A 23,437-nucleotide genomic window follows, 5' to 3' on the forward strand; every position below is an offset into this window, starting at 1 on the left:
AATGCGGTTACTTATTGTAGTAGATAAGCTATTAACCGGTTTTGATGCTCCTTCTGCGACCTACTTATACATTGATAAAAAAATGGCTGATCATAATCTGTTTCAAGCAATTTGTCGTGTAAATAGGCTTGACGGTGAAGATAAAGACTATGGTTATATTATCGATTATAAAGATTTATTTCGCTCATTAGATAAAGCGATTAAAGATTTTACCGCTGAAGCTTTTGATGGTTACGATGAAGACGATGTTGCTGGTTTATTAAAAGATCGCCTCAAAGAATCTAAATCTGATTTAGACAATGCATTAGAAGCTGTTAGAGCTTTATGTGAACCAGTAAAAGCACCAAGAAATACTAAAGACTTTATTCATTACTTTTGTGGTGAATCAGGAGTTGAACCAACAGATGAAAACGAACGCAATGAAAAAGAAGCACTACGTTTAACCCTTTATCAAACTGTTGCCAAACTTATACGTGCGTACACCAATGTTGCAAATGAGATGGATCAAGCTGGTTATTCACTGACTGAAGCTGAAAAAATAAAAAAAGAAGTCGCTTATTTTGAGAAAGTTCGTGACGAAGTAAAACTAGCCAGTGGCGACTTACTCGAAATGAAACGCTTTGAGCCTGCAATGCGACATTTGCTTGATATGTATATTCGTGCTGATGACAGCGAAGTACTCATGGATTTTGAGGAACTTGGCTTAATAGATTTAGTGGTAAATAATAATGGCGCAGGACTTGATTCATTACCTGAAGGCATTAGAAATAATGAAGAATCGATGGCGGAAGCGATTGAAAATAACGTTAGAAAAACCATCGTTGATGAAAATCCTGTAAACCCTAAGTACTTTGAAAGCATGGCTACATTACTTGACGCTATTATTGCGCAGCGCAGAGAGCAAGCTATAAGCTACCAAGAATACCTAGAACAAATTAAAGCTTTAGCTAAAAAAGTTGTGAACCCTACAGGCAATAATGCCCATAACTACCCTACTTCAGTAGATAGCCCTGCCAAACAGGCTATTTACGATAATTTTGGCAATGATGAAGTACTTACAAGTAAAATTGATACCGCAGTGCGCTACACAAAAAAAGCTGAGTGGCTTGGCGATAGGTTTAAAGAGCGTGAGATTGTTAATGCAATTAGGCAAGAGACATCGAGTTATGAAGTCGATATTAATGAAGTTATGGAGCTTGTAAAAGCCCAAAAGGAATATCATTAGTGGATAAAGCTAATACTGAAGTGATACAAATTGGCGGTATTGATGTTGAAATTAATCGACGAGACATTAAGAACATCCATCTAAGTGTTTTACCGCCCAATGGTAAGGTTAGATTATCGGTACCTAATAAAACAAGCGAACAAACCATTCGGCTTGCTATTGTTAACAAACTTGCTTGGATAAAAAAGCAACAAGTTGACTTTGCCAAGCAAGAACGACAGTCAATCCGTGAAATGGTCAATGGTGAGTGTCATTACCTTTGGGGAAAAAAATACCGGCTAGCAATAAAAAAGCCTGAGGGTAAATTTACCGTTACCGCGAAAGGTAGCGGTCAGTTAGAGTTAAAAGTGAATGAGAATACATCACCCGATAATTGCCTCAAGTTATTAAACCGTTTTTATCGTGATGAAATGCAACGATCAATTGAAAAGTTACTGCCCTCATGGCAAAAAAAACTTGGCGTAAAAGCAGACTCACTTAATATTAAAAAAATGAAAACAAAATGGGGCAGCTGCAATATTCAGGCAAAGCGGGTTTGGCTCAACCTTGAACTTGCTAAAAAGCCGCCTGAATGTTTAGAATATATTTTAGTGCATGAGCTAATCCACCTACTTGAACGACACCATAATGAACGTTTTAAAGCATTGATGGATAAGCATATGCATAACTGGCGCGAGCGCCGAGACTTACTAAACAGCTTGCCTTTAGCTTATGAAGATTGGCAATACTGATAAACATTAGAGAGTTATTTTGAAGCTTGAAATAACCACATTTCAAAAAACTATAACGAAAGAAACTGTCTCTAGCCTAAAATCACACATGTTAAATGATAAATAAGTATTAAACTAACCCATCAATCTCACATACTTCTCTGCCAGTTCGTCCACACTTTCTCGATGATTAGGATCGGGCTTTATACAATCAATGGGGCATACACTGACGCACGTTGGCTTGTCGTAATGACCTACACATTCTGTGCATTTTTCAGGGTCTATTTGGTAAATTTTAGCGCCCATATAAATTGCTTCATTTGGGCACTCTGGATCGCACATATCACAGTTAATGCATTTGCTATTTATGAGTAGAGCCATGATTTACCCGTTAAACAGCTTGTTTGAAAGGATTGCGGGTGTCTTGGTTTTCATCCAAGTTGCGCATCAGTATGGCGTGCTCTAAATCGATAGTGTCAGGCAGTGGAATTTTTACGATATGGCCTGAGCCTTTAGCATCAGTAATGCTTTCGCCCTTTTTATTTTCCATACTCTCAAGGGTAAAGCTAATATTACCTTTCGGCGTCATTAGCTCTAATGAATGGCCAACACAAAATTTATTTTTTACATCTATTTCAACTAAACCATTAACATTACGACCAAGTACTTCACCTACAAATTGCTGCTTGGTAGATACAGAGTAACCGTATTCGTAATTTTGATAATCTTGATGAGCGTGGCGCTTTAAAAAACCTTCGGTATAACCACGGTGTGCTAGGTTCTCAAGAGTTTTAAATAAATCAGCATCGAATGGTTTACCTGCAACGGCATCGTCAATCGCTTTACGATACACCTGAGCGGTACGCGCAACATAATAAAATGACTTAGTACGCCCTTCTATTTTTAGGCTATGCACTCCCATTTTTGTTAGCTGCTCTACATATTGCACGGCGCGTAAGTCTTTTGAGTTCATGATATAAGTACCATGCTCGTCTTCAAATGCAGGCATATATTCACCCGGGCGACCTTGCTCTTCTAGTATAAATACATCGTTACTTGGTGCGCCTTCACCTAACGTAGGTATAACCGCTTTAGGGTCAATTTTATGTACCATTTCACCGGTTTCGTTCTCAGTGCCAGGTTTAACATCATACTCCCAACGACATGCATTGGTGCAGGTGCCTTGGTTGGGATCGCGTTTATTAATATAGCCTGAGAGTAAACAACGCCCTGAATAAGCCATACACAGTGCACCATGGACAAATACTTCTAGTTCTGTTTCTGGGCACAGAGCACTAATTTCGCTGATTTCTTCAAGCGATAGCTCGCGAGACAAAATTACCCGCTCAATACCTTGTTTTGCCCAAAATTTTACGCTTGCAAAATTAACTGCATTGGCTTGAACCGACAAATGAATTGGCATATCGGGCCACTTTTCACGTACTAGCATTATTAAACCCGGATCGGACATGATCAATGCATCCGGCTTCATAGCAATTACTGGCTCTATATCACGTAAATACGACTTTACTTTCGCATTGTGTGGGGCAATATTAGACACTACATAAAACTTTTTATTTAGCGCATGTGCTTCGTTAATACCTATTTGTAATGTATCTAAATCAAATTCGTTGTTGCGAACCCTTAAACTGTAACGAGGTTGGCCTGCATACACAGCGTCGGCACCATAAGCAAAGGCATAACGCATGTTTTTTAAGCTACCAGCAGGGCAAAGTAGTTCAGGAATAAACGGGGTTGAGGAAGAAACAGCTGACATGTGCGCTCCATACATCGAACCGGGTTCAAGCCGGTTGCATGAATAATTATACCAACCCGCAATAATACTTAATCATTTTACGGGGCTAAACGTGTCGCTACCTGCGTTAAAAAAATCTCATTTACGACTACATGGATACAGAAGGTAGAGCAATGCAGGAGCAATTGCCGAGAACAACTAAATAGCAATTTTTTTGCCTAGCTATCAACACGTTTTTCCAACCTCAAAATAGACCACTTAATTAAGCGAATTGGTATTAAGGAAAATAAACCGCGCAAGTATAATGAGGGGGCAAAAGAGAAACCTTGATCAAGATCATCAAAATTTCTTTCTGCGCTAATAAATGAAGAGCAGCAGATTTAAGTTATTTTTTACTGCTTAATTGGTTCGAGAATTGACTAACGGCATCAACAACTTGTTGCGCGCCTTTTTTAATATCATTCATCACATGGCCCGACTCATTAGAAAGATCTAATCCTTGCTGAGCTTTGTGTTTGCCTTGCTCTATTACAGCCACCGTTGATTGGGTTAAATTTTGGTTTTGCTGTACAACATCCACAATCTCTTCGGTAGCTTTACTGGTTCTTGAAGCGAGTAAACGTACTTCATCGGCGACTACGGCAAACCCACGGCCTTGCTCACCAGCACGCGCGGCCTCAATAGCCGCATTAAGCGCCAATAAATTAGTTTGATCAGCAATGCTGCTAATACTCTGCACTATGCTCGCAATAAGTTGCGATTGTTTATCTAATGCTGAAATTTCTTGAGCAGCTTGCTCCATTTGCACCGACAGTTCGTTCATAACCTGTACAGTTTTTTGTACCACCTCCGCGCCTTTATCCGCGTTATTGTCAGTTTCGATAGAGGTGCCATGCGCAATATTTGCCGCTTGCTCTGTAGCCAGTTCTCTTTCTACTTGATCAGTGATCACCGTAGCAAACTTTACTACTTTGTAGAGCTCATTGGCTTCATTAAAAATCGGATTATATGATGCTTCTAACCACACCTCATGACCGTGCTTATCAATACGTTTAAATCTGCTCGCAATAAACTCGCCATTGCGCAACCGTTGCCAGAAGACTTGATACTCTTTACTACTCGCTTCTTGTTCGTCACAAAACATAACATGATGCTTGCCCACCACGTCTTGTCTTGAATAACTCATACTTTTTAAAAAGTTGTCATTAACACGTAGAACTATACCCTGAGTATCAAACTCAATAACCGCTGTTGAACGATGCAATGCTTTGGTTAAATCTTCGTTTTCTCTCGAGCTTTCAATTATTTGTGTAAGCACAGTGCAATGCAGGGTTAAATACTCAAGCTGACCTTGCTCATTTTTTATCGGGTGTAAAATACAGCGTAACCAATCTCGTTGTCCGTTTTCGTGAGATACTTGAATAGCGCCAGCAAAATGTTCGGCTTTACTTAACGCTTTTTTAAAGGCATGAAAATCAGCGTTATTTCTCGCATTTTCTGAGATGAAATCTAAAATGTTTTTATTAATTATTTTATTATTTGAGTAGTTAAACTCTCGCTCAAAGTTTTTATTTTGTCTTAAAATAGCGCCTTGTTTATCAAGCTCTAATACCAGCATTTCACTGTCTAAACTTTGCTTAACCTGCTCCCTCACAGAAAGCTTACTTTGTAAATCAGCAATTTGAGTTTTTAAAGGTTGGTTAAAAAACATATTTTTACCTTAAAGTTTGCATGTATTCTTCATGCATTTGGAGTCGATAGACGCATTGACAATCGCTATGACTAAAAATAATACAAATCATATGCAGCACTGATTTATAAACTCATATTAACGTTATAGCCACTTTTTTAGTTCAGTAAGTATAGGTTGTTAAATTAAAATATTCGTCAACGTAGAATAAATTAGGTTTTTTCGACTAAAACGCGTATAATTCGCGCCCGTTAATATTCAACCTTTTATTTAAATTATTGGAGCACAAAGATGGCTTTAGAGCGTACTTTTTCAATCGTAAAACCTGATGCAGTTGCTAAAAACCACATCGGCGCAATCTACAACCGTTTCGAAACTGCGGGTCTTAAAATCGTTGCAGCTAAAATGGTTCACCTTTCACAAGAGAAAGCTGAAGGTTTCTACGCTGAACACAGCGAACGTCCTTTCTTTGGCGCTTTAGTATCTTTCATGACTTCTGGCCCAGTAATGGTTACTGTTCTTGAAGGCGAAAACGCTGTTCTTAAAAACCGTGAAATCATGGGTGCTACTAACCCTGCTGAAGCACTAGCTGGTACTTTACGTGCAGACTACGCTGATAGCATCGACGAAAATGCGGTTCACGGTTCTGACGCTGTTGAATCTGCTGCTCGCGAAATCGCGTACTTCTTCGCTGACGAAGAACTTTGCCCACGTACTCGTTAATTCGAGTTCACAGCTAACCCTGTGATGCAAAGTATGAAAAGGGCTTTCGAGCCCTTTTTTAGTCATTAAGTAAAATATTAGCCGTTTATTTATGATGTTTTACTTAATGATTATAGTGGATGAATTGTGTACAATTCGTCCTTGTAAATTTTTACCATCACTGCCACCGATTGAGGTTGTTACATGACCGAGCAAAAAAAAATTAACTTATTAGATTTAAACCGAGATGCAATGCGAGAGCTATTTGTATCATTCGGTGAAAAGCCATTCCGTGGCGATCAGGTGATGAAATGGATTTATCATTTTGGCGTAGATAATTTCGACGAAATGAGCAACGTAAACAAAAAGCTAAAAGAAAAGCTTAAAAATGAATGCGAAATTGTTGCACCAGAAATATCAGTTCGTCAACAAGCCAGCGACGGTACCATCAAATACGCACTCGTGTTAGAAGGCGGTCAAGAAGTTGAAGCAGTTTGGATCCCAGAAAAAGATCGCGCCACCTTGTGTGTATCTTCTCAAGTGGGCTGTGCACTGGAATGTACTTTTTGCTCAACGGCACAACAAGGCTTTAACCGTAACTTAAAAGTGTCTGAAATTATTGGCCAAGTATGGCGTGTAGCCAAAGATATTGGCCTTGATGGCAACAGTGAAAAGCGCCCTGTCACTAACGTAGTGATGATGGGTATGGGCGAGCCGTTACTTAACGTTAAAAACGTGGTACCGGCGATGGAATTAATGATGGACGACTGGGGCTTTGGTTTATCTAAACGCCGCGTTACATTAAGCACCTCAGGTGTGGTACCTGCTCTTGATTTATTGAAAGAAAAAATAGACGTAGCGCTGGCTATTTCACTGCATGCGCCAGATAACGCCCTGCGTGATATTTTAGTACCGATCAATAAAAAATACCCAATTGAAGAGTTTTTAGCTGCGTGTCGTCGTTACATTGACGGTTCAAAAGCCAATAAAGATGTGACTATTGAATATGTAATGCTTAACGGTGTTAACGATAGTACCGATCAAGCTCATGAACTGGTTAAAACGTTAAAGGGAACGCCCTCGAAGGTTAACCTTATTCCATTTAATCCATTCCCAGGTAATGAATATACTCGTTCAAGCAACAGTCGAATTGATCGCTTCTCTAAAGTATTACAAGCTGCGGGGATTACCTGTATTGTTCGTCGTACACGAGGGGATGACATTGACGCTGCCTGCGGCCAGTTAGCTGGCGATGTTGTAGACCGTACGAAGCGTATGGCGAAAAAGAAAATGCGTGATGACAATGCAATTGCAGTGAATATTCATCAAGCCTAATTTTTTGAGTAATCAAGAGCCTTTGTGATATATCGTTTATTTTTAAATAAATGATGCAACACAAAGGCTTTGAGGTAAGATAGAGGTTATGGATATAAATAAAGAGACAAAGTAATGCGATCTTTACTTGCTTTAGCACTATCAACACTACTTTTAAGCGGTTGTGTTACTGAAAATAGTTACAACGGCAGTGACAAACCCGTCGTCGAAAATAAAATAAACAACGCAGGCGCAGCGCGTACCCGCATTGCTTTGGCATTACAATATTTAAACACCGGCAATAATTCCCAAGCAAAATATAACCTTGAGCGTGCGAGCGAATATGCACCAAACCTCCCCGAAGTTCATTATTCTTTAGCTTATTACTACCAACAAGTTGGCGAAAATGCATTAGCCGACAAAGCCTATCAAAAAGCGTTGGCGATTAAACCTGACGATCCGAATACCCTAAATAACTACGGTACGTTTTTATGTAGTATTGATGAGTATGATCGCGCGACCGATCAATTTTTAAAAGCGATTGAAATTCCTAGCTATATTCGTGTAGCACAAAGCTATGAAAATTTAGCTTTATGCGCCATTGAATTTAATGACTTCACCAATGCAGAAAGCTACTTTCAACAAGCGCTAAATCACAGCTCGCAACGCGCCTCTACATTAATAAGCTTAGCGGCTTTGTATTACGCAAAAAGTGACTTATATAAAGCCAGTACTTTAATAAAACGTTATGACGATACTGCACAGGTTTCTTCGCGAGCATTGTTACTCGGCTACTTGGTTAAACAACGCATGGGTAGAATAGAAGATGCTGAAAAAATTGCAGCTACCATTTTGCAAACGTACCCAAATAGTGTTCAAGCTAACGCCATTCGTGACAACCAATTAAGGCAAACAGAGTTTGAAGTGCTGCGCGAAAAGTACCGCCAAGCACAACTTGATGAATTGCAAGAAAGCAGTAATAACAATCATATTATTGTGGAGCCAAAAATAAAAATTATTCGTAAAAAAAGTCCAACATCTGCAGTAAGCTCTGATGATTCAGTAAAGTAAGCTGCAAAAATACAACAGAGACACAAATACCTTTTTAAATTAGTAAAAAAAGAGTAAAAACTAGTGTATCGGTTGATATCGCTCGTTTTGCTATAAACCAATTTAGCATTTCAGTGTGATTCAATGCTAAACTGCTATATGTTAGGTGCATTAAAGGGTTTTAAAAGTAAAAAACAGCAAAAATTTTAAAAGGGCGATACTAACGTTTTTATAAAACCGCAGCTGATGATACCCTTTAAAAGCGCGCACTCTAATAGCAAGAATTAACGAACACTAAAAAATAAAAACAAAGTCTTACTCTGGTTATTAAGCCAAAATATTAACTTTTACTCGTGGATCCAGACTCATACATATTATGAATGAAGATAATACACAACCGCAGAGCGACGAACCCTCTGTAGGACAAATACTAAAATCGCATAGAGAAAATGCAAATATCAGCATTGCTGAAATCGCCTCGCTATTAAAGCTAACAGAATCACAAGTTGAGCATATTGAAAGCGACGAGTATCATTTACTCGGTGCAAAAACGTTTGTTAAAGGCTATATAAAAAATTATTGTCGTACACTAAACATTGATAGCGCAGCTATTTTAGCCATGCTGCCGGCTTTTAGCACATCAGATAAACCGGTCGATATGCAAAGCTTTTCAAGGCGCACAGAAAAAGAAGCCCATGACAGCCGACTTATGACCGTAAGTTACTTAATTTTGGCTATCGTTATTGGTTCTTCTGCAGTGTGGTGGTGGCAAAATGCAATGCCTATTGATGAACAAACTAAAACTATTAATGCTAATAACTCGCTCATAACTCAACAACAAGAAAACACCAAGCTGTTAGCTGAAGCCGCCGACGAGGCACTATTAAATGACATTGAATCTACAGAAGAAGTAGATTCTGCATTACAAAATGAACAACAAACAATTCAAGCTGCGCCAGTTAATAATGCACAGAGCACCAGTGAGCCAAAAAACAGTGATTTAAGCACCATTTTTATGATGTTTAACGATGAGAGCTGGGTAGAAATTCACGATGCCAATGATGAAAAAATTGCTTTTGGTGTAAAAAAAGCAGGCTACGAAATGACCCTAACCGGAGTAGCGCCTTTTTCAGTGGTATTAGGCAAGCATGATGTTGTTCGTATTACCCTAAATGGTGAGCCAGTTGATATTTCGGCCTTTCCTAAAAACCGTTTAGCTAAATTTAAATTACCCTTAGCAGAGTAGTCGCTATGTTTTCAGAATCTCCTATAAAACGCAGAAAATCCACACGCATAAATGTGGGTAATGTTCCTATTGGTGATGGTGCACCTATTGCCGTGCAGTCGATGACCAACACAGACACGATGGACGTTGATGCCACTGTAGCCCAAATTCAAGCTATTCAAGATGCCGGTGCAGATATTGTTCGCGTGTCAGTACCGACCATGGATGCCGCTGAGGCATTTAAAAGTATTAAAGAGCAAGTTTCGATACCCCTTGTCGCCGATATCCACTTTGACTATCGCATTGCATTAAAAGTAGCAAAATACGGTGTTGATTGTTTGCGTATCAACCCAGGCAACATTGGTAGTGAAGAGCGTATTAGAGCGGTAGTTGATTCAGCGCGTGAGCATAATATTCCTATTCGAATAGGGGTAAATGGCGGTTCACTTGAGCGCGATTTACAAGAGAAATACGGCGAACCTACTCCAGAAGCCCTATTAGAATCGGCTATGCGCCACGTAGATATATTACGCCGTTTAGACTTTGATCAATTTAAAATTTCAGTAAAAGCATCAGACGTATTTTTAGCGGTAGGCGCATATCGCTTGCTCGCTAAAGAAATAGACCAGCCACTGCATTTAGGAATAACTGAAGCTGGCGGCATGCGCTCTGGCTCTGTTAAATCGGCCGTTGGTTTAGGGATGTTATTAGCAGAAGGCATTGGTGATACGCTGCGCGTATCTCTCGCTGCAGATCCAGTACAAGAAATAAAAGTTGGCTTTGATATATTAAAATCACTGCGTATTCGCTCGCGCGGGATTAACTTTATTGCTTGCCCAAGCTGTTCACGCCAAGAGTTTGATGTGGTGAGCACTATGAACCAACTTGAAGAACGTTTAGAAGACATTATTGAACCGGTTTCAGTGTCTGTAATTGGCTGTGTTGTTAACGGCCCAGGCGAAGCGCTAGTGAGTGATATTGGCCTTGCTGGTGCAAACCGTCGCTCAGGCTTATACATAAATGGCGAACGCCAAAAAGCCCGTATTGATAACAATAATATTGTTGATCAGCTCGAAGGCTATGTGCGCGATTTTATCGAGCAAAAGCAGCAACAAACACAAATCGATATAAAAATCGTAGAGTGATTTAAACGCCAGCAATATGCATTCAATTGACTTTTTTAGTAGCGGCATTCACAGCGCAGTACAAATTACATACACACCGCTATACTCGCAATTACCTTGTAGTTAGGGTTATAATGCGCGGTCGATTTTTTTAATTTTACGTGGTTGCAGTCTAAGACTGCACATAAACAGATTTAGGATTTATCAGTGGCAAAACAAATTCAGGCAGTTCGCGGTATGAACGATTGCCTGCCAGGCGATACGCAAGTTTGGCAGAAAGTAGAGCACATTTTACGCGAGACCGTATCATCGTTTGGTTATCAAGAAATTCGTTTTCCAATTGTAGAATCAACCGACCTATTTAAACGCTCTATTGGTGAAGTAACCGATATTGTAGAAAAAGAAATGTACACCTTTGCCGATCGTAACGGTGATAATTTAACTCTGCGCCCTGAGGGTACCGCGGTGTGTGTACGTGCAGGTAACGAAAATGGCCTGTTATACAATCAAGAACAACGCCTTTGGTACATGGGCCCTATGTTTCGCCATGAACGCCCACAAAAAGGTCGTTACCGTCAGTTTCACCAATTTGGTTTAGAAACGTTTGGTATTGCCAGCGCCGATATAGACGCTGAAGTTATATTACTCACGGCGCAACTTTGGGAAGCATTTGGCATAAGCGATCATGTACGCTTGGAGCTTAACTCATTAGGCTCAAATGAAGCGCGCGCGCAGTACCGTGATGCCTTAATTGCCTTCTTAGAACAACATACCGATGTACTAGATGAAGACTCTAAGCGTCGTATGTACTCTAACCCGCTGCGCGTTTTGGATACTAAAAACCCAGATATACAGGCAATCTTAGTCGATGCACCAAAATTATCTGAACATTTAGATACTGAATCAAAAGAACATTTTGAAAATTTATGTGAACGATTAGATGCCGCAGGCGTCAAATACACGGTTAATGAAAAGCTAGTTCGTGGCTTAGATTATTACAACCGTACTGTATTTGAATGGGTAACCGATAGCTTAGGTGCACAAGGTACAGTATGTGCCGGTGGTCGTTATGATGGCTTAGTTGAGCAATTAGGCGGTAAATCAACCCCAGCAGTTGGTTTTGCGATGGGATTAGAGCGCCTAGTTTTACTACTTCAAGCACTTGAATGTGTAGGTGACATACGCCGTAGTACTGATGTATATTTATCAGCCATGGGCGACAAAGCCAGCATTCAAGCGCCTATTATTGCATCTACGTTACGTCGAGACGTACCTGGATTACGCGTTATGGTGCATGCTGGCGGTGGTAACTTTAAAAAACAATTAAAACGTGCTGATAAAAGCGATGCATTAGTCGCGGTTATTATCGGTGAAGATGAATTAGAGCAAGGCGTTGTGACCATAAAGTATTTACGTGAGCGTAAAGAACAAGTCACATTAGAACTAGAACAAGCTAAAGCGCTACTTGCAGAACTAATTAATAGCTAAAATTACATAAAGCGCAGCGAGTAAAGCGCTTTAATAGAGGTAAGCATGGAAATTTATTCAACTGAAGAACAACAAGCAGAAGCGATTAAACGCTTTTTTCGTGAAAACGGCCTATCACTTGCTTTAGGTGTAATTGTTGGCTTAGGTGGTTTGTACGGTTGGAAGGCCTACAACCAAAACCAAATAACAACAGCAGAGCAAGCATCTGATGCTTACACTAAGCTTGTTGAAAGTGATGACGTATTAGCTTCTGCTGATGCCTTCATCAGTGAAAATAAAGACACTCAGTACGCAACTTTAGCGGCATTTGTTGCTGCAAAAGAAGCGGTAGATGCACAAAAATTAGATGTAGCGAATGAAAAGCTAAGCTGGATTGTATCAAATGTCGATAACGCGCAGTTAAAAGCCATTGCCACTACGCGTTTAGCGCGTGTGCAAATTGCTCAACAACAATACGATGATGCATTAACCACGTTAAATTCGCCGTTGCCAGAGGCATTTAATGCAAATGTTGCAGAGTTAAAAGGCGATATTTACACTCAGCAAGGCAATAAAGAACAAGCACGCGTAGCCTACCAAGCTGCGGTTGATGCCGGTGGATTAACCAGCAATCCTCTATTACAAATTAAGTTAGATGACCTAGCAGTAACTAGCCCAGCGGCATAAGGTTTTAGGCATGAGAAAAATAACAACAGCAACGCTCGCCCTTTGTATGGCAACACTTATGGGCTGTTCATCAAGTGATGATGAAGAAGAACTGGTACTTCCTGAAATAGCCAATCAGTTTGAAACAGAAGTTGTTTGGCAAGAATCAATAGGTAGCGGTGTAGAGCATTACTTCTCACGCCTATCACCAGCTGTTTATAAAGATACTGTGTATGTAGCGAGTCGCGAAGGCCAAGTAGAAGCGTTATCACTTGCCAATGGTGATACGCTTTGGGAAACCGATGTTCGTCATGATTTATCGTTTTGGCCTTGGAGCGATAACGATAGTGCAAAATTATCAGGCGGAATATTACAAGCTTATGGTAAAATCTATTTAGGTTCAGAACATGGCTATGTCATTGCCCTTGATCGTGAGACAGGTAAAGAGGTATGGCGTAAAAAAGTGCCAGGCGAATCACTGTCTAAACCTGCTGCAGGCGATGGTTTAGTGTTTGTTAATTTAGCATCAGGTAAGTTACTGGCCCTGCATCCTGATACGGGTGAAGAGCGCTGGAGCTTTGAGCAAGAAGTGCCAGCACTTACCTTACGCGGTCAAAGTTCACCAACCGTCGCTAATGGTGGTGTGTTGGTTGGCCTTGAAACAGGTAAGCTCAGTGTTTTAATTTCTGAGAGCGGCTACTCAGCGTGGAGCGCAGAAATTGCTGTAGCAAAAGGCGCATCAGAGTTTGAGCGTTTAGTTGATGTAGATACACAACCACTTATTAGTGGCCCGTTTGCTTATGCGATTGCATACAATGGGAACTTATCAGCAGTAGATATTCGTTCTGGTAATGTTGTATGGAAACGTGAATACAGCAGCTACCGTGAAATTGCCATGGATTTGCAAACAATTTACGTTGTTGATAGTAACGGCGTTGTTTATGCACTTGATAAAGATTCAGGCATTGAACGTTGGAGCCAACCCGCTCTTCGTGGCTGGTACTTAACAGGCCCAGCGGTTGCCGGTAATTATTTAGCGTTAGGTGACCAAGGAGGCAATTTGCATTGGTTAAATAAAGACACTGGCGAGCTAGTATCTCGTGAAGACTTTGACACCTCAGGTTTTTTTGTTGAGCCTGTTGTTGCTGACGATAAGTTGATTTTATACACCCGTGATGGTGAAGTTAGCGCGGTAAAAATACCAAACTAACTGTCTACTATTAGTGTAAGGCACTAATAGTTAATTATTTTTTGTAAGGCTTCGCACTGCGAAGCCTTTTGTTGTTTTTTAAAGAGGTAGTTTATGCTTCCCGTGATCGCTCTTGTAGGGCGACCCAATGTGGGCAAATCCACATTATTTAACCGTTTAACACGTACTCGTGATGCACTCGTTGCCGACTTTCCTGGCTTAACGCGTGATAGAAAATATGGCCAAGCAAATTACGATGGCTTTGAATTTATCGTGGTAGATACGGGCGGTATTGATGGCTCAGAAGAAGGTATCGAAACCGAAATGGCTGATCAGTCATTACTAGCCATTGAAGAAGCGGATATTGTTTTATTTTTAGTTGATGCCCGCGTGGGTATGACAGTCGCTGATCAAGCCATTGCTAGTCACTTACGTAAGCAAGAGAAAAAGTGCTTTGTGGTAGCCAATAAAACAGACGGCATTGATGCTGACTCGAACTGTGCTGAGTTTTATCAACTTTCACTTGGTGAAGTTCATCATATCGCTGCCGCTCATGGTCGTGGTATTACTTTACTGCTCGAACAAACACTTCAGCCAGTTATTGCTGAACTTGCCGCACTTGATGAAGATGTAGCCGATGACGATGAAGAGCTTATCGACTTATATCAAGAAGGTGAAGAAGATGACACAGATCACCAAGCGTTTGCCGACAAGCCGGTAAAGCTGGCAATTATTGGTCGTCCAAATGTTGGTAAGTCAACCCTTACTAACCGCATACTAGGTGAAGACCGCGTTATTGTATACGATATGCCAGGTACAACCCGCGACTCAATTTACATTCCGATGACCCGTAACGACAAAGAATATATTCTTATCGATACCGCTGGTGTGCGTAAACGTAAAAAAGTAAGTGACGTGGTTGAGAAATTCTCAGTCATTAAAACACTACAAGCAATCGAAGATTGTAACGTGGTGCTATTAGTGGTTGATGCCCGCGATGGTATTTCAGATCAAGATTTAAGCTTATTAGGCTTTGCCCTTAACTCAGGGCGCTCATTGGTTATTGCCGTGAACAAGTGGGATGGCCTAGATAACTACGTTAAAGATCGTATTAAAACTGAGCTTGATCGTCGCTTAGGCTTTATTGATTTTGCCCGCTTGCACTTTATCTCTGCGCTACATGGTACGGGTGTTGGTCATTTATTTGAATCAGTTGACGAAGCGTATGAGTCGGCAACTAAACGTATAAGCACCGCTATGTTACGTCGTATCATGGATATGGCACAAGCAGATCACCAGCCACCGCTTGTTCGCGGTCGTCGTGTTAAGCTTAAATATGCGCATGCTGGAGGTTATAACCCACCGCGTATCGTCATTCATGGTAACCAAGTTCATGATTTACCTGATAGCTACAAACGCTACCTAATGAACTACTACCGTAAAGCACTAAAAATTATGGGTACGCCAATCAAAATTGAATTTAGAGAAGGCGATAACCCATTTGCAGGGCGTACTAATAAAGTAACCCTGTCGCAAAAACGTAAAATTCGTGCGTTTAGTAAAGAAAACCGCAATAAGTCATAACGATTTTGATTAAGTCAGTTTAATAAAACGGCGTACTTTATAGTACGCCGTTTTTTATGATTCAAAATTAATTAATGCTAATTGCACCAGCCGTTCAACTGTGGTGCCTTGAAGATTTTTAGGCGCTTTAGGGTAATATTTCGATTTTGGCGTTTTAATGGATATGAAACCATGATTTGTAGCCATCTCATTAGCTAATAGCTTACGCTCTTTGGGCGTTAGATGATTTTCGTGTATTCTTTCCAGTTCACCACTATCAAGCCATATTCCTGCACAGCTTGGGCACTCATCTATTTCAACTGCTTTTAGCGGTGAAAAATACCTACGCATCATCACTATGCTTGGGCATTTAGGGCAATTTACTCGCATTGCGACTTCACCCTCACCTTCGGCATAATTACTCAAATACTTAAGTAAAACCTGACCATGTTTTAACTCTGGCGAGTTAAATTTAAAAATTTGGCTGTTATCGAAAAAAACGCCGCCTAACGACGATGTATAAACAGTGATACCGCCAACTAATATAGGCTCCAATGGTGTATTTGTACGAGGGCACAACATTTTCAAAAATCCTTTTTATTTTAATACCTAAAGTTAAATAGTTATTCTAACGCTTTGTGTATCAGGCCAATTAATGGTGTGTGACCTGCCAATACAAACTCATGTGCATTATCTGACATTTTTTTCCAAGTACAGCGAGTAATCCCAATCCATTTTTCTTCATCATAATCGGATTTCGAACCTGCAAAGCTAAGCATGAAATGCTCAATAAATATTTGGGTGTTGGCTATTCGCCTTATCGGTTAGCAAAATACGTTATTAAATATCGCTACTCCAATATGTTTTATTTTAAACACCAGTAAAACAATAAGCTAGACTGCTGTTAAAAACCAACGCATTAATTGAGTGAACTTGTTATTATCATAAAATCAGCGCGCATAAATAATAATTAAAATTTTAAAAAAGTGAAATTCAACATGCTAAAAAAAACAATCTTAGCTATTGCCTTAGCAGCCACCTCGCTGCCAAGCTTAGCCGACAGTAACAGCGATTTAAAAACCATTATTGATAACCACTGGCAAAACGCCAAAGCTGAGAAAATATTTTTTAGAACCGATCCTGATGGTTGGAAGCCCAACGGTACCCTACCCGATTGGAGCGAGCAAGCCATTGCGAAGCGCCAAGCTTACAACAACAGCGTACTAAAAAACTTAGCCAGCATTGATCCTAAAACGCTCAATAGCGAGCAGTTAATGAACTACCGCTTGTTTAAATATGAGCGAGAAACCGAGCAGCAAAGCTACCTTTACCAAGATAAATACTTTCCGGTTAATTTTTTAAGTGGCTGGCACACTTACTTTGCAGAAGCGCCGGCTAACATGGCCTTTTTAACCATTGATGATTACGATGCCTTTTTAGTGAGCCTTGGTGATTACCCGCGCTTTAATCAGCAAAACATTAATTTACTGAAGCAAGGCATTCAAACTGGTTTTACCCACTACTGCGAAACGTTTAAAAATTATGGCCAAAGTATTAGCGCCCATATAGTTAAACAACCTGAGAATAGCGCCTTATATGAGCCATTTACTCGCATCCCTAATACATTTAGCGCAGCGCAAAAAGAAACTTACCAAAATAAAGCTAAAGCGTTAATTGCCTCAAAAGTCGTGCCTGCTTACGAGCACTTTTACGACTTTTTTGAAAACGAATATATGTCACATTGTAGAGCGCAGCCCGGTATTGCAAGCATCAAAGGGGGCCTTGATTATTACAAATATACAGTAAATTATTACACCACAACAAATGCGACCCCCAAGCAAATCCATGAGCTTGGCCTTAAAGAAGTGGCACGCATCAAAGCGCAAATGCAAAGTATTATTGATAAAGTTGGCTTTGATGGCAGCTATAGCGAGTTTTTAGAATTTTTGGCAACCGATGAGCAGTTTTACGCAACCGATCCCCAAGACTTGCTCGAAAAAACCGCCTTTATAACCCAAAAAATGTATGGCAAACTCCCTACTTACTTTGGCCATTTACCGCGCAATACTTTTACCATTAAAGGCTCAGCGAGTCGTGGCGCATTTTATATGCCACCGCCAGATAACCGTTCACCGGGGACTTACTTTTTAGCTTCAACGCCTGAATTACAACCTTTATATAATTTAGAAGCACTTAGCCTGCACGAAGCTATTCCTGGGCATCATTTACAAAATGCCATTGCTATGGAATTAGACGTTCCTGAGTTTAGACGCACACTGAGCCACTCTGCTTTTGGCGAAGGCTGGGCACTTTATACAGAGCGTTTAGGTAAAGAAGCGGGCTTTTACCAAAGCCCATACAGTGACTTTGGCCGTTTAGGCTACGAAATGTGGCGCGCAGTGCGCTTAGTGGTTGATACCGGTATTCATGCCTTTGGCTGGAGCCGCCAAAAGGCGATTGATTATTTGGCTGATCATACCGCTTTGCCACAAAGCGCAGTGGAAGATCAAATAGACCGCTATATTTCTTGGCCAGGCCAAGCGCTTTCATACAAAATGGGCGAAATTAAAATACGCGAACTACGTGCCAAAGCAGAAAAACAGCTAGGCGCACAATTTGATATACGCAGCTTCCACGATACCGTTATTGGTCAAGGTTCACTCCCTATGGCGGTACTTGAAGATGTAATTAATGACTGGATAGCACAGCAAAAATCAGCTATTTAAAATAAAGCTAGAACAAATTGAGAGGCGGTATTGTTACCGCCTCTTTTTAAAGCCCTATTAAACACCTCAAAACTAATCCCTACCCGCTTTTGCTTCGTAAAGTTAATGATTTTAAAAACCAGAGCTTAAGTATGAAAAAACGTATTCTGTATTGGCTGCAAAATGATTTGCGCATTGATGACAACCCCATACTCAATGATTTATCACAACAACAATGTGAGTTGGACCTGGTCTTTGTGATTAACCCTGCTTGGTTCAAAAGCAATAACTATCAACAAAAACCCTATGGTGTACATAAACAACGCTTTCTAATGCAAAGCCTATACGAGCTACAGGAGTCTGTTTTAGGGCTTGGCCAAACCTTGCATATTTTAGAAGGCGATCCGGTAAGGGTATTAACACAGCGTGTTAATGAGCTTGGCATTGATGAAGTTGTTTATAGCGAGCAAATAGGCGTTTATGAGCAACGCCAAATTACCGCACTTAAATCGAAATGCGCTACTGTGGTATTTAAATCTGTGATGCAAGATACCTTATATCAACAGCAACAACTGCCCTTTGAACTTGCTGATTTACCAACCGGCTTTACCCCTTTTAGAAAAAAAATCGAAGCCACTGGTATCAGTTTATCCGCAGTGCCGTTCTCAACAAAAAGACTTCCACCGCCTATTATTTTATGTGCTAAACAGCCTATATCAGAGCCGCCAACAGGAAACCCTTTACTCCAAGGTGGACACAAAGCCGGCCTTGCGCATTGTCTACAGTACTTTTCATCAGCTTTACCAAGCAGCTATAAAATCACCCGTAATGAGCTGGATGGCTTTGATAACTCGACTAAATTTAGTAGCTGGCTGGCTTTTGGTTGTATTAGTGCCAAGCAAATTTTTTGTGCAGTAGATGCTTATGAAGCGCAGCATGGGGAAAATGAATCAACATACTGGATCAAGTTTGAATTGCTCTGGCGTGAGTATTTTAAGTGGCATGCAATTAATGTGAAGCATCAGTTATTTACTTTTAAAGGTAAAAAACAAAGCTCGCCACTGACCACTTTTAGCCCGAACCGTTTTGCAAAATGGTGCCAAGGCAGTACCCCATTTCCGCTAGTTAACGCTATTATGAAAGAGCTTAACGCAACGGGCTTTATCACTAACCGTTCACGACAAATTGCAGCCAGCTGTTTGGTCAACGAACTACAACTAGACTGGCGCTATGGCGCTGCTTACTTTGAACAACAACTTATTGATTACGATGTAGCCGCTAATTGGGGCAACTGGCAATATATTGCTGGGGTTGGGGTCGATCCGCGCGGTGGGCGACACTTTAATTTGGCAAAACAAACCCAGCAATACGACCCACACGGTGAATATATTGCCAAATGGCAAGGGAATGAGCACTGCGATGCACAGTTAGATGACTTAGACGCCGCCGACTGGCCTGTGTAATAACAAAACCTCAAACATAATACTGGCTAGCTGACTCTCGTTACAAGCCCAAGGTTAAATCTTGGGCAAGTGTGCCGCTGGGCTTTTCTACTACGCGGTTAATTTCAACCCCGTTATGCTTCACAATAAAAGTGGGGGTATATTGTAAGTCATGCGCCAAGGCAATACCTGCCTCATCACGTTTGTCATAACCTACAGTAACAAAGGTTATTTTCGAAAGTTCAACCTTAGACTCATCAAGTAACTTTATTAATCGAGGTACTTCACGGGCACTGTCATGACACCAGGTACCTAAAAGCACTAACACCTCTTTACCTGCTAGTTTTTGCATCAATGCAACGTCTTGGGGTGTAGGCGAAAATGCTTGGTATTGTTTAGCAAATTTATCGTGCTCGCTTAATAAACGCTTAGCAGAAATAGCGTCCGAGTGTGGTTTGAGCGTTGCATTCACTGCCAGTGGTAAACTCAACATTAAAAGAAAAATTAATTGTTTAAACATAATCTTATACTTAAATAGTGTTTTAGTTACTATACCCACAATCGAGCTTAAGTAAATAAAAGTTACTTGCTTTTATCCATAAAATCATCCACTTGTGATAAAACGGCTAAGTACTCACGTTTGGCTTCTTTGTTTTGTTCTAATTTATCTAAGTCTCCGATTAATGTTACTAATTGCGTATGTGAATAACTCGATGTTGTTCTAAACTCGTTCGACGCCCCCACACCACTGAGTCGTTTTCTTTCATCCATACGATGACTATCTTCATTTTTCTCGAGCCAAATATCGTTAATAAGACGAATATTGCTCTCACTGGTGGTTGTTTCTTTTAATTCCTTTTTTAGCTCGTATTGAGATATTTCGGGATTAAACTGATACACTTTTTTATCTACATCCACCTCATGAGCCTGATCAAGGGCAACCAATTCGTTATTTTTTACAGCGGTACCAATAGTGTAATTTTCTTGTTTATCATAATAATCAGGGGGGATGTCTGAGCGGTTACCTTCTTCATAATTAAAACGCGTGCTCGCCGTTTTATCTTGAGTGACCCCAGTTAACCCTGCTGATTTTTGGTGTTCTGTATTTTGACTCAGCTTTGTGGTGCTTGTTGCTATGTAATCACCTTGATCCATTGCAAAAGAGAATTTTGCATCAAAATCAGCTAACTTAGATATACCATCACCTAAGGAATTTTTATTACTGCTTCCTAGCCCTTGATAGCGTGGATCTTTGGTTATCATGTTGTCAACCAAATTAGCGACAAGCTCGCGTCCATTAGTAAACTGCTTTGTAGCAACTGACTCAATTTCACTGTAGCGCTCAGCGGCTGATGACATACTACTAAACGCACTTTTAAAAACAGCCAACCCTTGTTTCATTACTTCATCACTTTTTTGGCCAAACGCCGAACGCGTACTTTTCTCTGAGCTATTGAGCTGGCTATCTTCTAAACTCTTATCAAGCGCTTTTATGTATTGCTGCATTTGGCTTTTGTCTTGAGCGCCAATGGTTGACATATCAAGCGAAAAATCAATATTGTTTTGTCCGTTTACCGATTCGAACTCCAGTATTTGCTGCTCAGAATCCTCATCAAGGGTATAGCTTAAATTAAGCTCATTATCTGTTCCGAGCATCGCTCCATCAGCATCGACATTATTTCCCTCTGACGTTGAAAAATACAAATCAAAACCCGAAAGTTCTTTGTTATCAAAATTGCTTAGAAAGCTTAAATCTAAATCAGCTTGGTTTGCGGGTACGTAACGACTGTAAGCGCTTTGTTTGGCCTTAAAAAATTCATCCGCCATTTCACCAACACCAGAAAGTACTTGCGTTAATGCTTGGTGTTCAGCCTCAGATAAGTCGCCATCTACTTCATAACTTACGCTAAATTCGTCAGTGGTTTCGCCAGTTTCTTCATCGTAACCTTGCGCAGAATGAAAAGTGATATTGATAACATCACCTTCTTTGGTTTTTACCGAAAGCTCAAACCCATAGTTATCATCGTCTTCAAATCGCTCGCGATTAAAGCTTTCCATGAAAGGATTAAGTGAGCGTTCAACACGCTGCTGACTAGACGCTAAAAACGTTTTTTGATTGAACCCAAGCTGCCCCAAGTTTGATAAAATATCGCTAGTGTTAGCATAAGCGCCCTGAATATTTTTTACCGAGCTGTTTAAACGCTCAATTAACTGATCACTACGTTCATTTTTTAATAGGCCCTCTTGCTGAGAACTTATCACCGTACGTAGTGCAACCTCTTCACTAGAGAGCTTATAATTTGAGCCACTGGGTGTGCTGGAAATCGTGAGTAACGAGGATAATTGCTGATTAAGTATTTGATCGACTTGTTGGTCACTAAACTGACTAAGCATTTCATCAGTGATTGTTGCCGAACTTGGCGCTAAGTGAGCACGCGATTGCAAACCTGTGGGCATACTGGTTTGGTTTGAATTATTGACCGATTGGGCAAGCAACGCATTTAAGTTAGCATAATTGCCTTGTAGTTTATTAACCATGATTATCCTTAATCTTCAGTACAATATAAATACGGTATCGGCCAACGAATTAAAAGCTTTAATTATTTTTTATTATTTAAAAATAAAGTATTTACGCAAAAAACATACTTTAAAAGTAATTAGCAGGTTTTGGCAAGCAGCGACTTTAATATGTCTGGTACAAACTTGCGCTGCGCGGTAATGGCATAGAAGTGCTCAAATGCATCGGGTAAACGCTGATATTCAACTAGTAGGCCTTGTTCTATTTCATCCTTTACTACAACTGATGGCAATACCGATAACGCACCACTATCACGGGCAAGTAATCGCAGCATAGCCATATCGTCAGCCTCTGCTTTTATTTTTGGCTGATACTGCCAACGAGCACACAAAGCATTAAATGAGTCTCTAATCGCGGAGGTTTTACTGGGTAGCACCCATTGTGCATCAGTGTAACCGGTAGGAAATTGACCGCGTGTTTTTTTATCCGCTGGACCCACTATGGCTAATGGCTGACGAGATACCAACTGGCTTTGCCACAGTTGATCGTAGTGCTCAAGTCCGATGGGTTTATTGGTTAAAACTAAATCCAGTTCGTGCTCTGCCAAACCATTTAACAGACCATCCATACGCCCTGCAGTAAGGGAAAAGCGTACTTCGTCGTTACTCATTAAAGGGTTAATAAATTCCTCGATAAAGTTACGAGAGAGCGTATTAAGCACCCCGATTGATAAATGCTGAGTTTGGGAAATCATCCCTTTATGAATAAAAGACGACAGTTCTTCGCCCTTAGTGAATATATCGTTAGCGTACATTTGCACCCGCTTTCCCATATCGGTTAATGCCAAGGTACGTCCTTTGCGTTCAAATAACTCAATATTAATGGTGTGCTCTAGCTGTTTAATTTGAGTGGAGAGCGCTGACTGCGATAAATGCAGCTCTTTAGCGGCTTGGGTTAAGTTACCAATTCGGGCAACAGACCAAAAATAATACAAGTGATGGTAGTTCAAACGGCTCATTATAGTTCTCTTTTATAGAACGTTTATATGCATTATATCTATTTTTATTTAGTTATCTAGTTTGTCATACTCC

Annotated in this window: 19 protein-coding genes and 2 pseudogenes; 13 read left to right on the forward strand and 8 right to left on the reverse strand. The window is 40.4% G+C overall.

What is annotated here, in order from left to right:
- Both ACTRWE_RS09095 and ACTRWE_RS09100 read left to right on the forward strand, forming a co-directional pair.
- Positions 1 to 1,225, forward strand: a 1,225-nt coding sequence (locus tag ACTRWE_RS09095; protein ID WP_462879877.1) for a type I restriction enzyme subunit R domain-containing protein, incomplete at its 5' end; no start/stop codon positions are given.
- Entirely contained in the window at positions 1,225 to 1,956 is a 732-nt protein-coding gene (locus ACTRWE_RS09100; protein ID WP_462879878.1) for a M48 family metallopeptidase, read from the forward strand. The genes ACTRWE_RS09095 and ACTRWE_RS09100, both read left to right, overlap by 1 nt.
- 114 nt (positions 1,957 to 2,070) lie before the next feature.
- On the opposite strand, the gene ACTRWE_RS09105 is transcribed toward ACTRWE_RS09100, so the two are convergent.
- From ACTRWE_RS09105 to ACTRWE_RS09115, 3 genes are all read right to left on the reverse strand, one after another.
- Positions 2,071 to 2,316, reverse strand: a complete 246-nt coding sequence (locus ACTRWE_RS09105) for a YfhL family 4Fe-4S dicluster ferredoxin (protein WP_198522847.1) — start codon at positions 2,314 to 2,316, stop codon at positions 2,071 to 2,073.
- A 10-nt stretch (positions 2,317 to 2,326) separates the two neighbouring features.
- Positions 2,327 to 3,712 carry a prephenate-dependent tRNA uridine(34) hydroxylase TrhP gene (gene trhP, locus ACTRWE_RS09110; RefSeq protein WP_462879879.1) on the reverse strand — a complete coding sequence of 462 codons (1,386 nt, stop codon included), beginning with the start codon at positions 3,710 to 3,712 and terminating at the stop codon, positions 2,327 to 2,329.
- A gap of 364 nt (positions 3,713 to 4,076) precedes the next feature.
- Positions 4,077 to 5,402: a methyl-accepting chemotaxis protein gene (locus tag ACTRWE_RS09115; protein WP_462879880.1), complete on the reverse strand. Its 1,326-nt coding sequence runs from the start codon at positions 5,400 to 5,402 to the stop codon at positions 4,077 to 4,079.
- Between the two features lie 270 nt (positions 5,403 to 5,672).
- Between ACTRWE_RS09115 and ndk the strand changes: the two genes are divergently transcribed.
- From ndk to der, 9 genes and pseudogenes are all read left to right on the forward strand, one after another.
- Positions 5,673 to 6,104, forward strand: a complete 432-nt coding sequence (gene ndk, locus ACTRWE_RS09120; RefSeq protein ID WP_008111339.1) for a nucleoside-diphosphate kinase — start codon at positions 5,673 to 5,675, stop codon at positions 6,102 to 6,104.
- A 183-nt stretch (positions 6,105 to 6,287) separates the two neighbouring features.
- Positions 6,288 to 7,418 (forward strand): dual-specificity RNA methyltransferase RlmN, encoded by a 1,131-nt coding sequence (gene rlmN, locus ACTRWE_RS09125; RefSeq protein WP_010389431.1) that lies wholly within the window; start codon positions 6,288 to 6,290, stop codon positions 7,416 to 7,418.
- Between the two features lie 114 nt (positions 7,419 to 7,532).
- Positions 7,533 to 8,438 (forward strand): annotated as a pseudogene (gene pilW / locus ACTRWE_RS09130) (type IV pilus biogenesis/stability protein PilW); the annotation flags it as partial.
- 385 nt (positions 8,439 to 8,823) lie between these two features.
- Entirely contained in the window at positions 8,824 to 9,693 is an 870-nt protein-coding gene (locus ACTRWE_RS09135) for a RodZ domain-containing protein (protein ID WP_036955299.1), read from the forward strand.
- A gap of 5 nt (positions 9,694 to 9,698) precedes the next feature.
- Positions 9,699 to 10,817, forward strand: a complete 1,119-nt coding sequence (gene ispG / locus ACTRWE_RS09140) for a flavodoxin-dependent (E)-4-hydroxy-3-methylbut-2-enyl-diphosphate synthase (RefSeq protein ID WP_462879881.1) — start codon at positions 9,699 to 9,701, stop codon at positions 10,815 to 10,817.
- 186 nt (positions 10,818 to 11,003) lie between these two features.
- On the forward strand, positions 11,004 to 12,284 hold the full coding sequence (gene hisS / locus ACTRWE_RS09145; RefSeq protein WP_350605695.1) for a histidine--tRNA ligase: 1,281 nt from the start codon (positions 11,004 to 11,006) through the stop codon (positions 12,282 to 12,284).
- Positions 12,285 to 12,329: 45 nt separating this feature from the next.
- The gene (locus tag ACTRWE_RS09150) at positions 12,330 to 12,950 is read left to right on the forward strand and encodes a YfgM family protein (protein ID WP_028834270.1); all 621 of its coding nucleotides are present in this window, start codon (positions 12,330 to 12,332) and stop codon (positions 12,948 to 12,950) included.
- 10 nt (positions 12,951 to 12,960) lie between these two features.
- Positions 12,961 to 14,139, forward strand: coding sequence for an outer membrane protein assembly factor BamB (bamB, locus tag ACTRWE_RS09155; RefSeq protein WP_462879882.1), 1,179 nt, complete (start codon positions 12,961 to 12,963; stop codon positions 14,137 to 14,139).
- A gap of 93 nt (positions 14,140 to 14,232) precedes the next feature.
- The gene (gene der / locus ACTRWE_RS09160) at positions 14,233 to 15,702 is read left to right on the forward strand and encodes a ribosome biogenesis GTPase Der (protein WP_076923098.1); all 1,470 of its coding nucleotides are present in this window, start codon (positions 14,233 to 14,235) and stop codon (positions 15,700 to 15,702) included.
- 54 nt (positions 15,703 to 15,756) lie between these two features.
- Here the strand turns inward: der and ACTRWE_RS09165 are convergent, their stop codons facing one another.
- Positions 15,757 to 16,263, reverse strand: coding sequence for a TFIIB-type zinc ribbon-containing protein (locus ACTRWE_RS09165; protein WP_350644941.1), 507 nt, complete (start codon positions 16,261 to 16,263; stop codon positions 15,757 to 15,759).
- 41 nt (positions 16,264 to 16,304) lie between these two features.
- A pseudogene (locus tag ACTRWE_RS09170) lies at positions 16,305 to 16,478 on the reverse strand (DUF4202 domain-containing protein); the annotation flags it as partial.
- A gap of 201 nt (positions 16,479 to 16,679) precedes the next feature.
- On the opposite strand from ACTRWE_RS09170, the gene ACTRWE_RS09175 reads away from it, so the two are divergent.
- Both ACTRWE_RS09175 and ACTRWE_RS09180 read left to right on the forward strand, forming a co-directional pair.
- Positions 16,680 to 18,407 carry a DUF885 domain-containing protein gene (locus ACTRWE_RS09175; RefSeq protein ID WP_462879883.1) on the forward strand — a complete coding sequence of 576 codons (1,728 nt, stop codon included), beginning with the start codon at positions 16,680 to 16,682 and terminating at the stop codon, positions 18,405 to 18,407.
- 131 nt (positions 18,408 to 18,538) lie between these two features.
- Positions 18,539 to 19,849: a DASH family cryptochrome gene (locus ACTRWE_RS09180; RefSeq protein ID WP_462879885.1), complete on the forward strand. Its 1,311-nt coding sequence runs from the start codon at positions 18,539 to 18,541 to the stop codon at positions 19,847 to 19,849.
- Between the two features lie 40 nt (positions 19,850 to 19,889).
- On the opposite strand, the gene ACTRWE_RS09185 is transcribed toward ACTRWE_RS09180, so the two are convergent.
- The 3 genes from ACTRWE_RS09185 to ACTRWE_RS09195 form a co-directional block, all read right to left on the reverse strand.
- Positions 19,890 to 20,348 (reverse strand): TlpA family protein disulfide reductase, encoded by a 459-nt coding sequence (locus ACTRWE_RS09185; protein ID WP_462879886.1) that lies wholly within the window; start codon positions 20,346 to 20,348, stop codon positions 19,890 to 19,892.
- A gap of 62 nt (positions 20,349 to 20,410) precedes the next feature.
- Positions 20,411 to 22,366: a hypothetical protein gene (locus tag ACTRWE_RS09190; RefSeq protein ID WP_462879887.1), complete on the reverse strand. Its 1,956-nt coding sequence runs from the start codon at positions 22,364 to 22,366 to the stop codon at positions 20,411 to 20,413.
- A gap of 119 nt (positions 22,367 to 22,485) precedes the next feature.
- The gene (locus ACTRWE_RS09195; protein WP_028834276.1) at positions 22,486 to 23,364 is read right to left on the reverse strand and encodes a LysR family transcriptional regulator; all 879 of its coding nucleotides are present in this window, start codon (positions 23,362 to 23,364) and stop codon (positions 22,486 to 22,488) included.
- Between the last annotated feature and the right edge of the window lie 73 nt (positions 23,365 to 23,437).

The organism is Pseudoalteromonas sp. G5_S1_54_S4 (assembly GCF_054968565.1).

Coding starts and splice junctions, on each gene's coding strand:
- ACTRWE_RS09105 (WP_198522847.1), bottom strand. CDS start 2,316: ATGGCTCTACTCATAAATAGCAAATGCATTAACTGTGATATGTGCGAT.
- ispG (WP_462879881.1), top strand. CDS start 9,699: ATGTTTTCAGAATCTCCTATAAAACGCAGAAAATCCACACGCATAAAT.
- ACTRWE_RS09165 (WP_350644941.1), bottom strand. CDS start 16,263: ATGTTGTGCCCTCGTACAAATACACCATTGGAGCCTATATTAGTTGGC.
- ACTRWE_RS09115 (WP_462879880.1), bottom strand. CDS start 5,402: ATGTTTTTTAACCAACCTTTAAAAACTCAAATTGCTGATTTACAAAGT.
- ACTRWE_RS09135 (WP_036955299.1), top strand. CDS start 8,824: ATGAATGAAGATAATACACAACCGCAGAGCGACGAACCCTCTGTAGGA.
- ACTRWE_RS09175 (WP_462879883.1), top strand. CDS start 16,680: ATGCTAAAAAAAACAATCTTAGCTATTGCCTTAGCAGCCACCTCGCTG.
- ACTRWE_RS09185 (WP_462879886.1), bottom strand. CDS start 20,348: ATGTTTAAACAATTAATTTTTCTTTTAATGTTGAGTTTACCACTGGCA.
- ACTRWE_RS09180 (WP_462879885.1), top strand. CDS start 18,539: ATGAAAAAACGTATTCTGTATTGGCTGCAAAATGATTTGCGCATTGAT.
- ACTRWE_RS09190 (WP_462879887.1), bottom strand. CDS start 22,366: ATGGTTAATAAACTACAAGGCAATTATGCTAACTTAAATGCGTTGCTT.
- ACTRWE_RS09150 (WP_028834270.1), top strand. CDS start 12,330: ATGGAAATTTATTCAACTGAAGAACAACAAGCAGAAGCGATTAAACGC.
- ACTRWE_RS09195 (WP_028834276.1), bottom strand. CDS start 23,364: ATGAGCCGTTTGAACTACCATCACTTGTATTATTTTTGGTCTGTTGCC.
- rlmN (WP_010389431.1), top strand. CDS start 6,288: ATGACCGAGCAAAAAAAAATTAACTTATTAGATTTAAACCGAGATGCA.
- der (WP_076923098.1), top strand. CDS start 14,233: ATGCTTCCCGTGATCGCTCTTGTAGGGCGACCCAATGTGGGCAAATCC.
- ndk (WP_008111339.1), top strand. CDS start 5,673: ATGGCTTTAGAGCGTACTTTTTCAATCGTAAAACCTGATGCAGTTGCT.
- trhP (WP_462879879.1), bottom strand. CDS start 3,712: ATGTCAGCTGTTTCTTCCTCAACCCCGTTTATTCCTGAACTACTTTGC.
- bamB (WP_462879882.1), top strand. CDS start 12,961: ATGAGAAAAATAACAACAGCAACGCTCGCCCTTTGTATGGCAACACTT.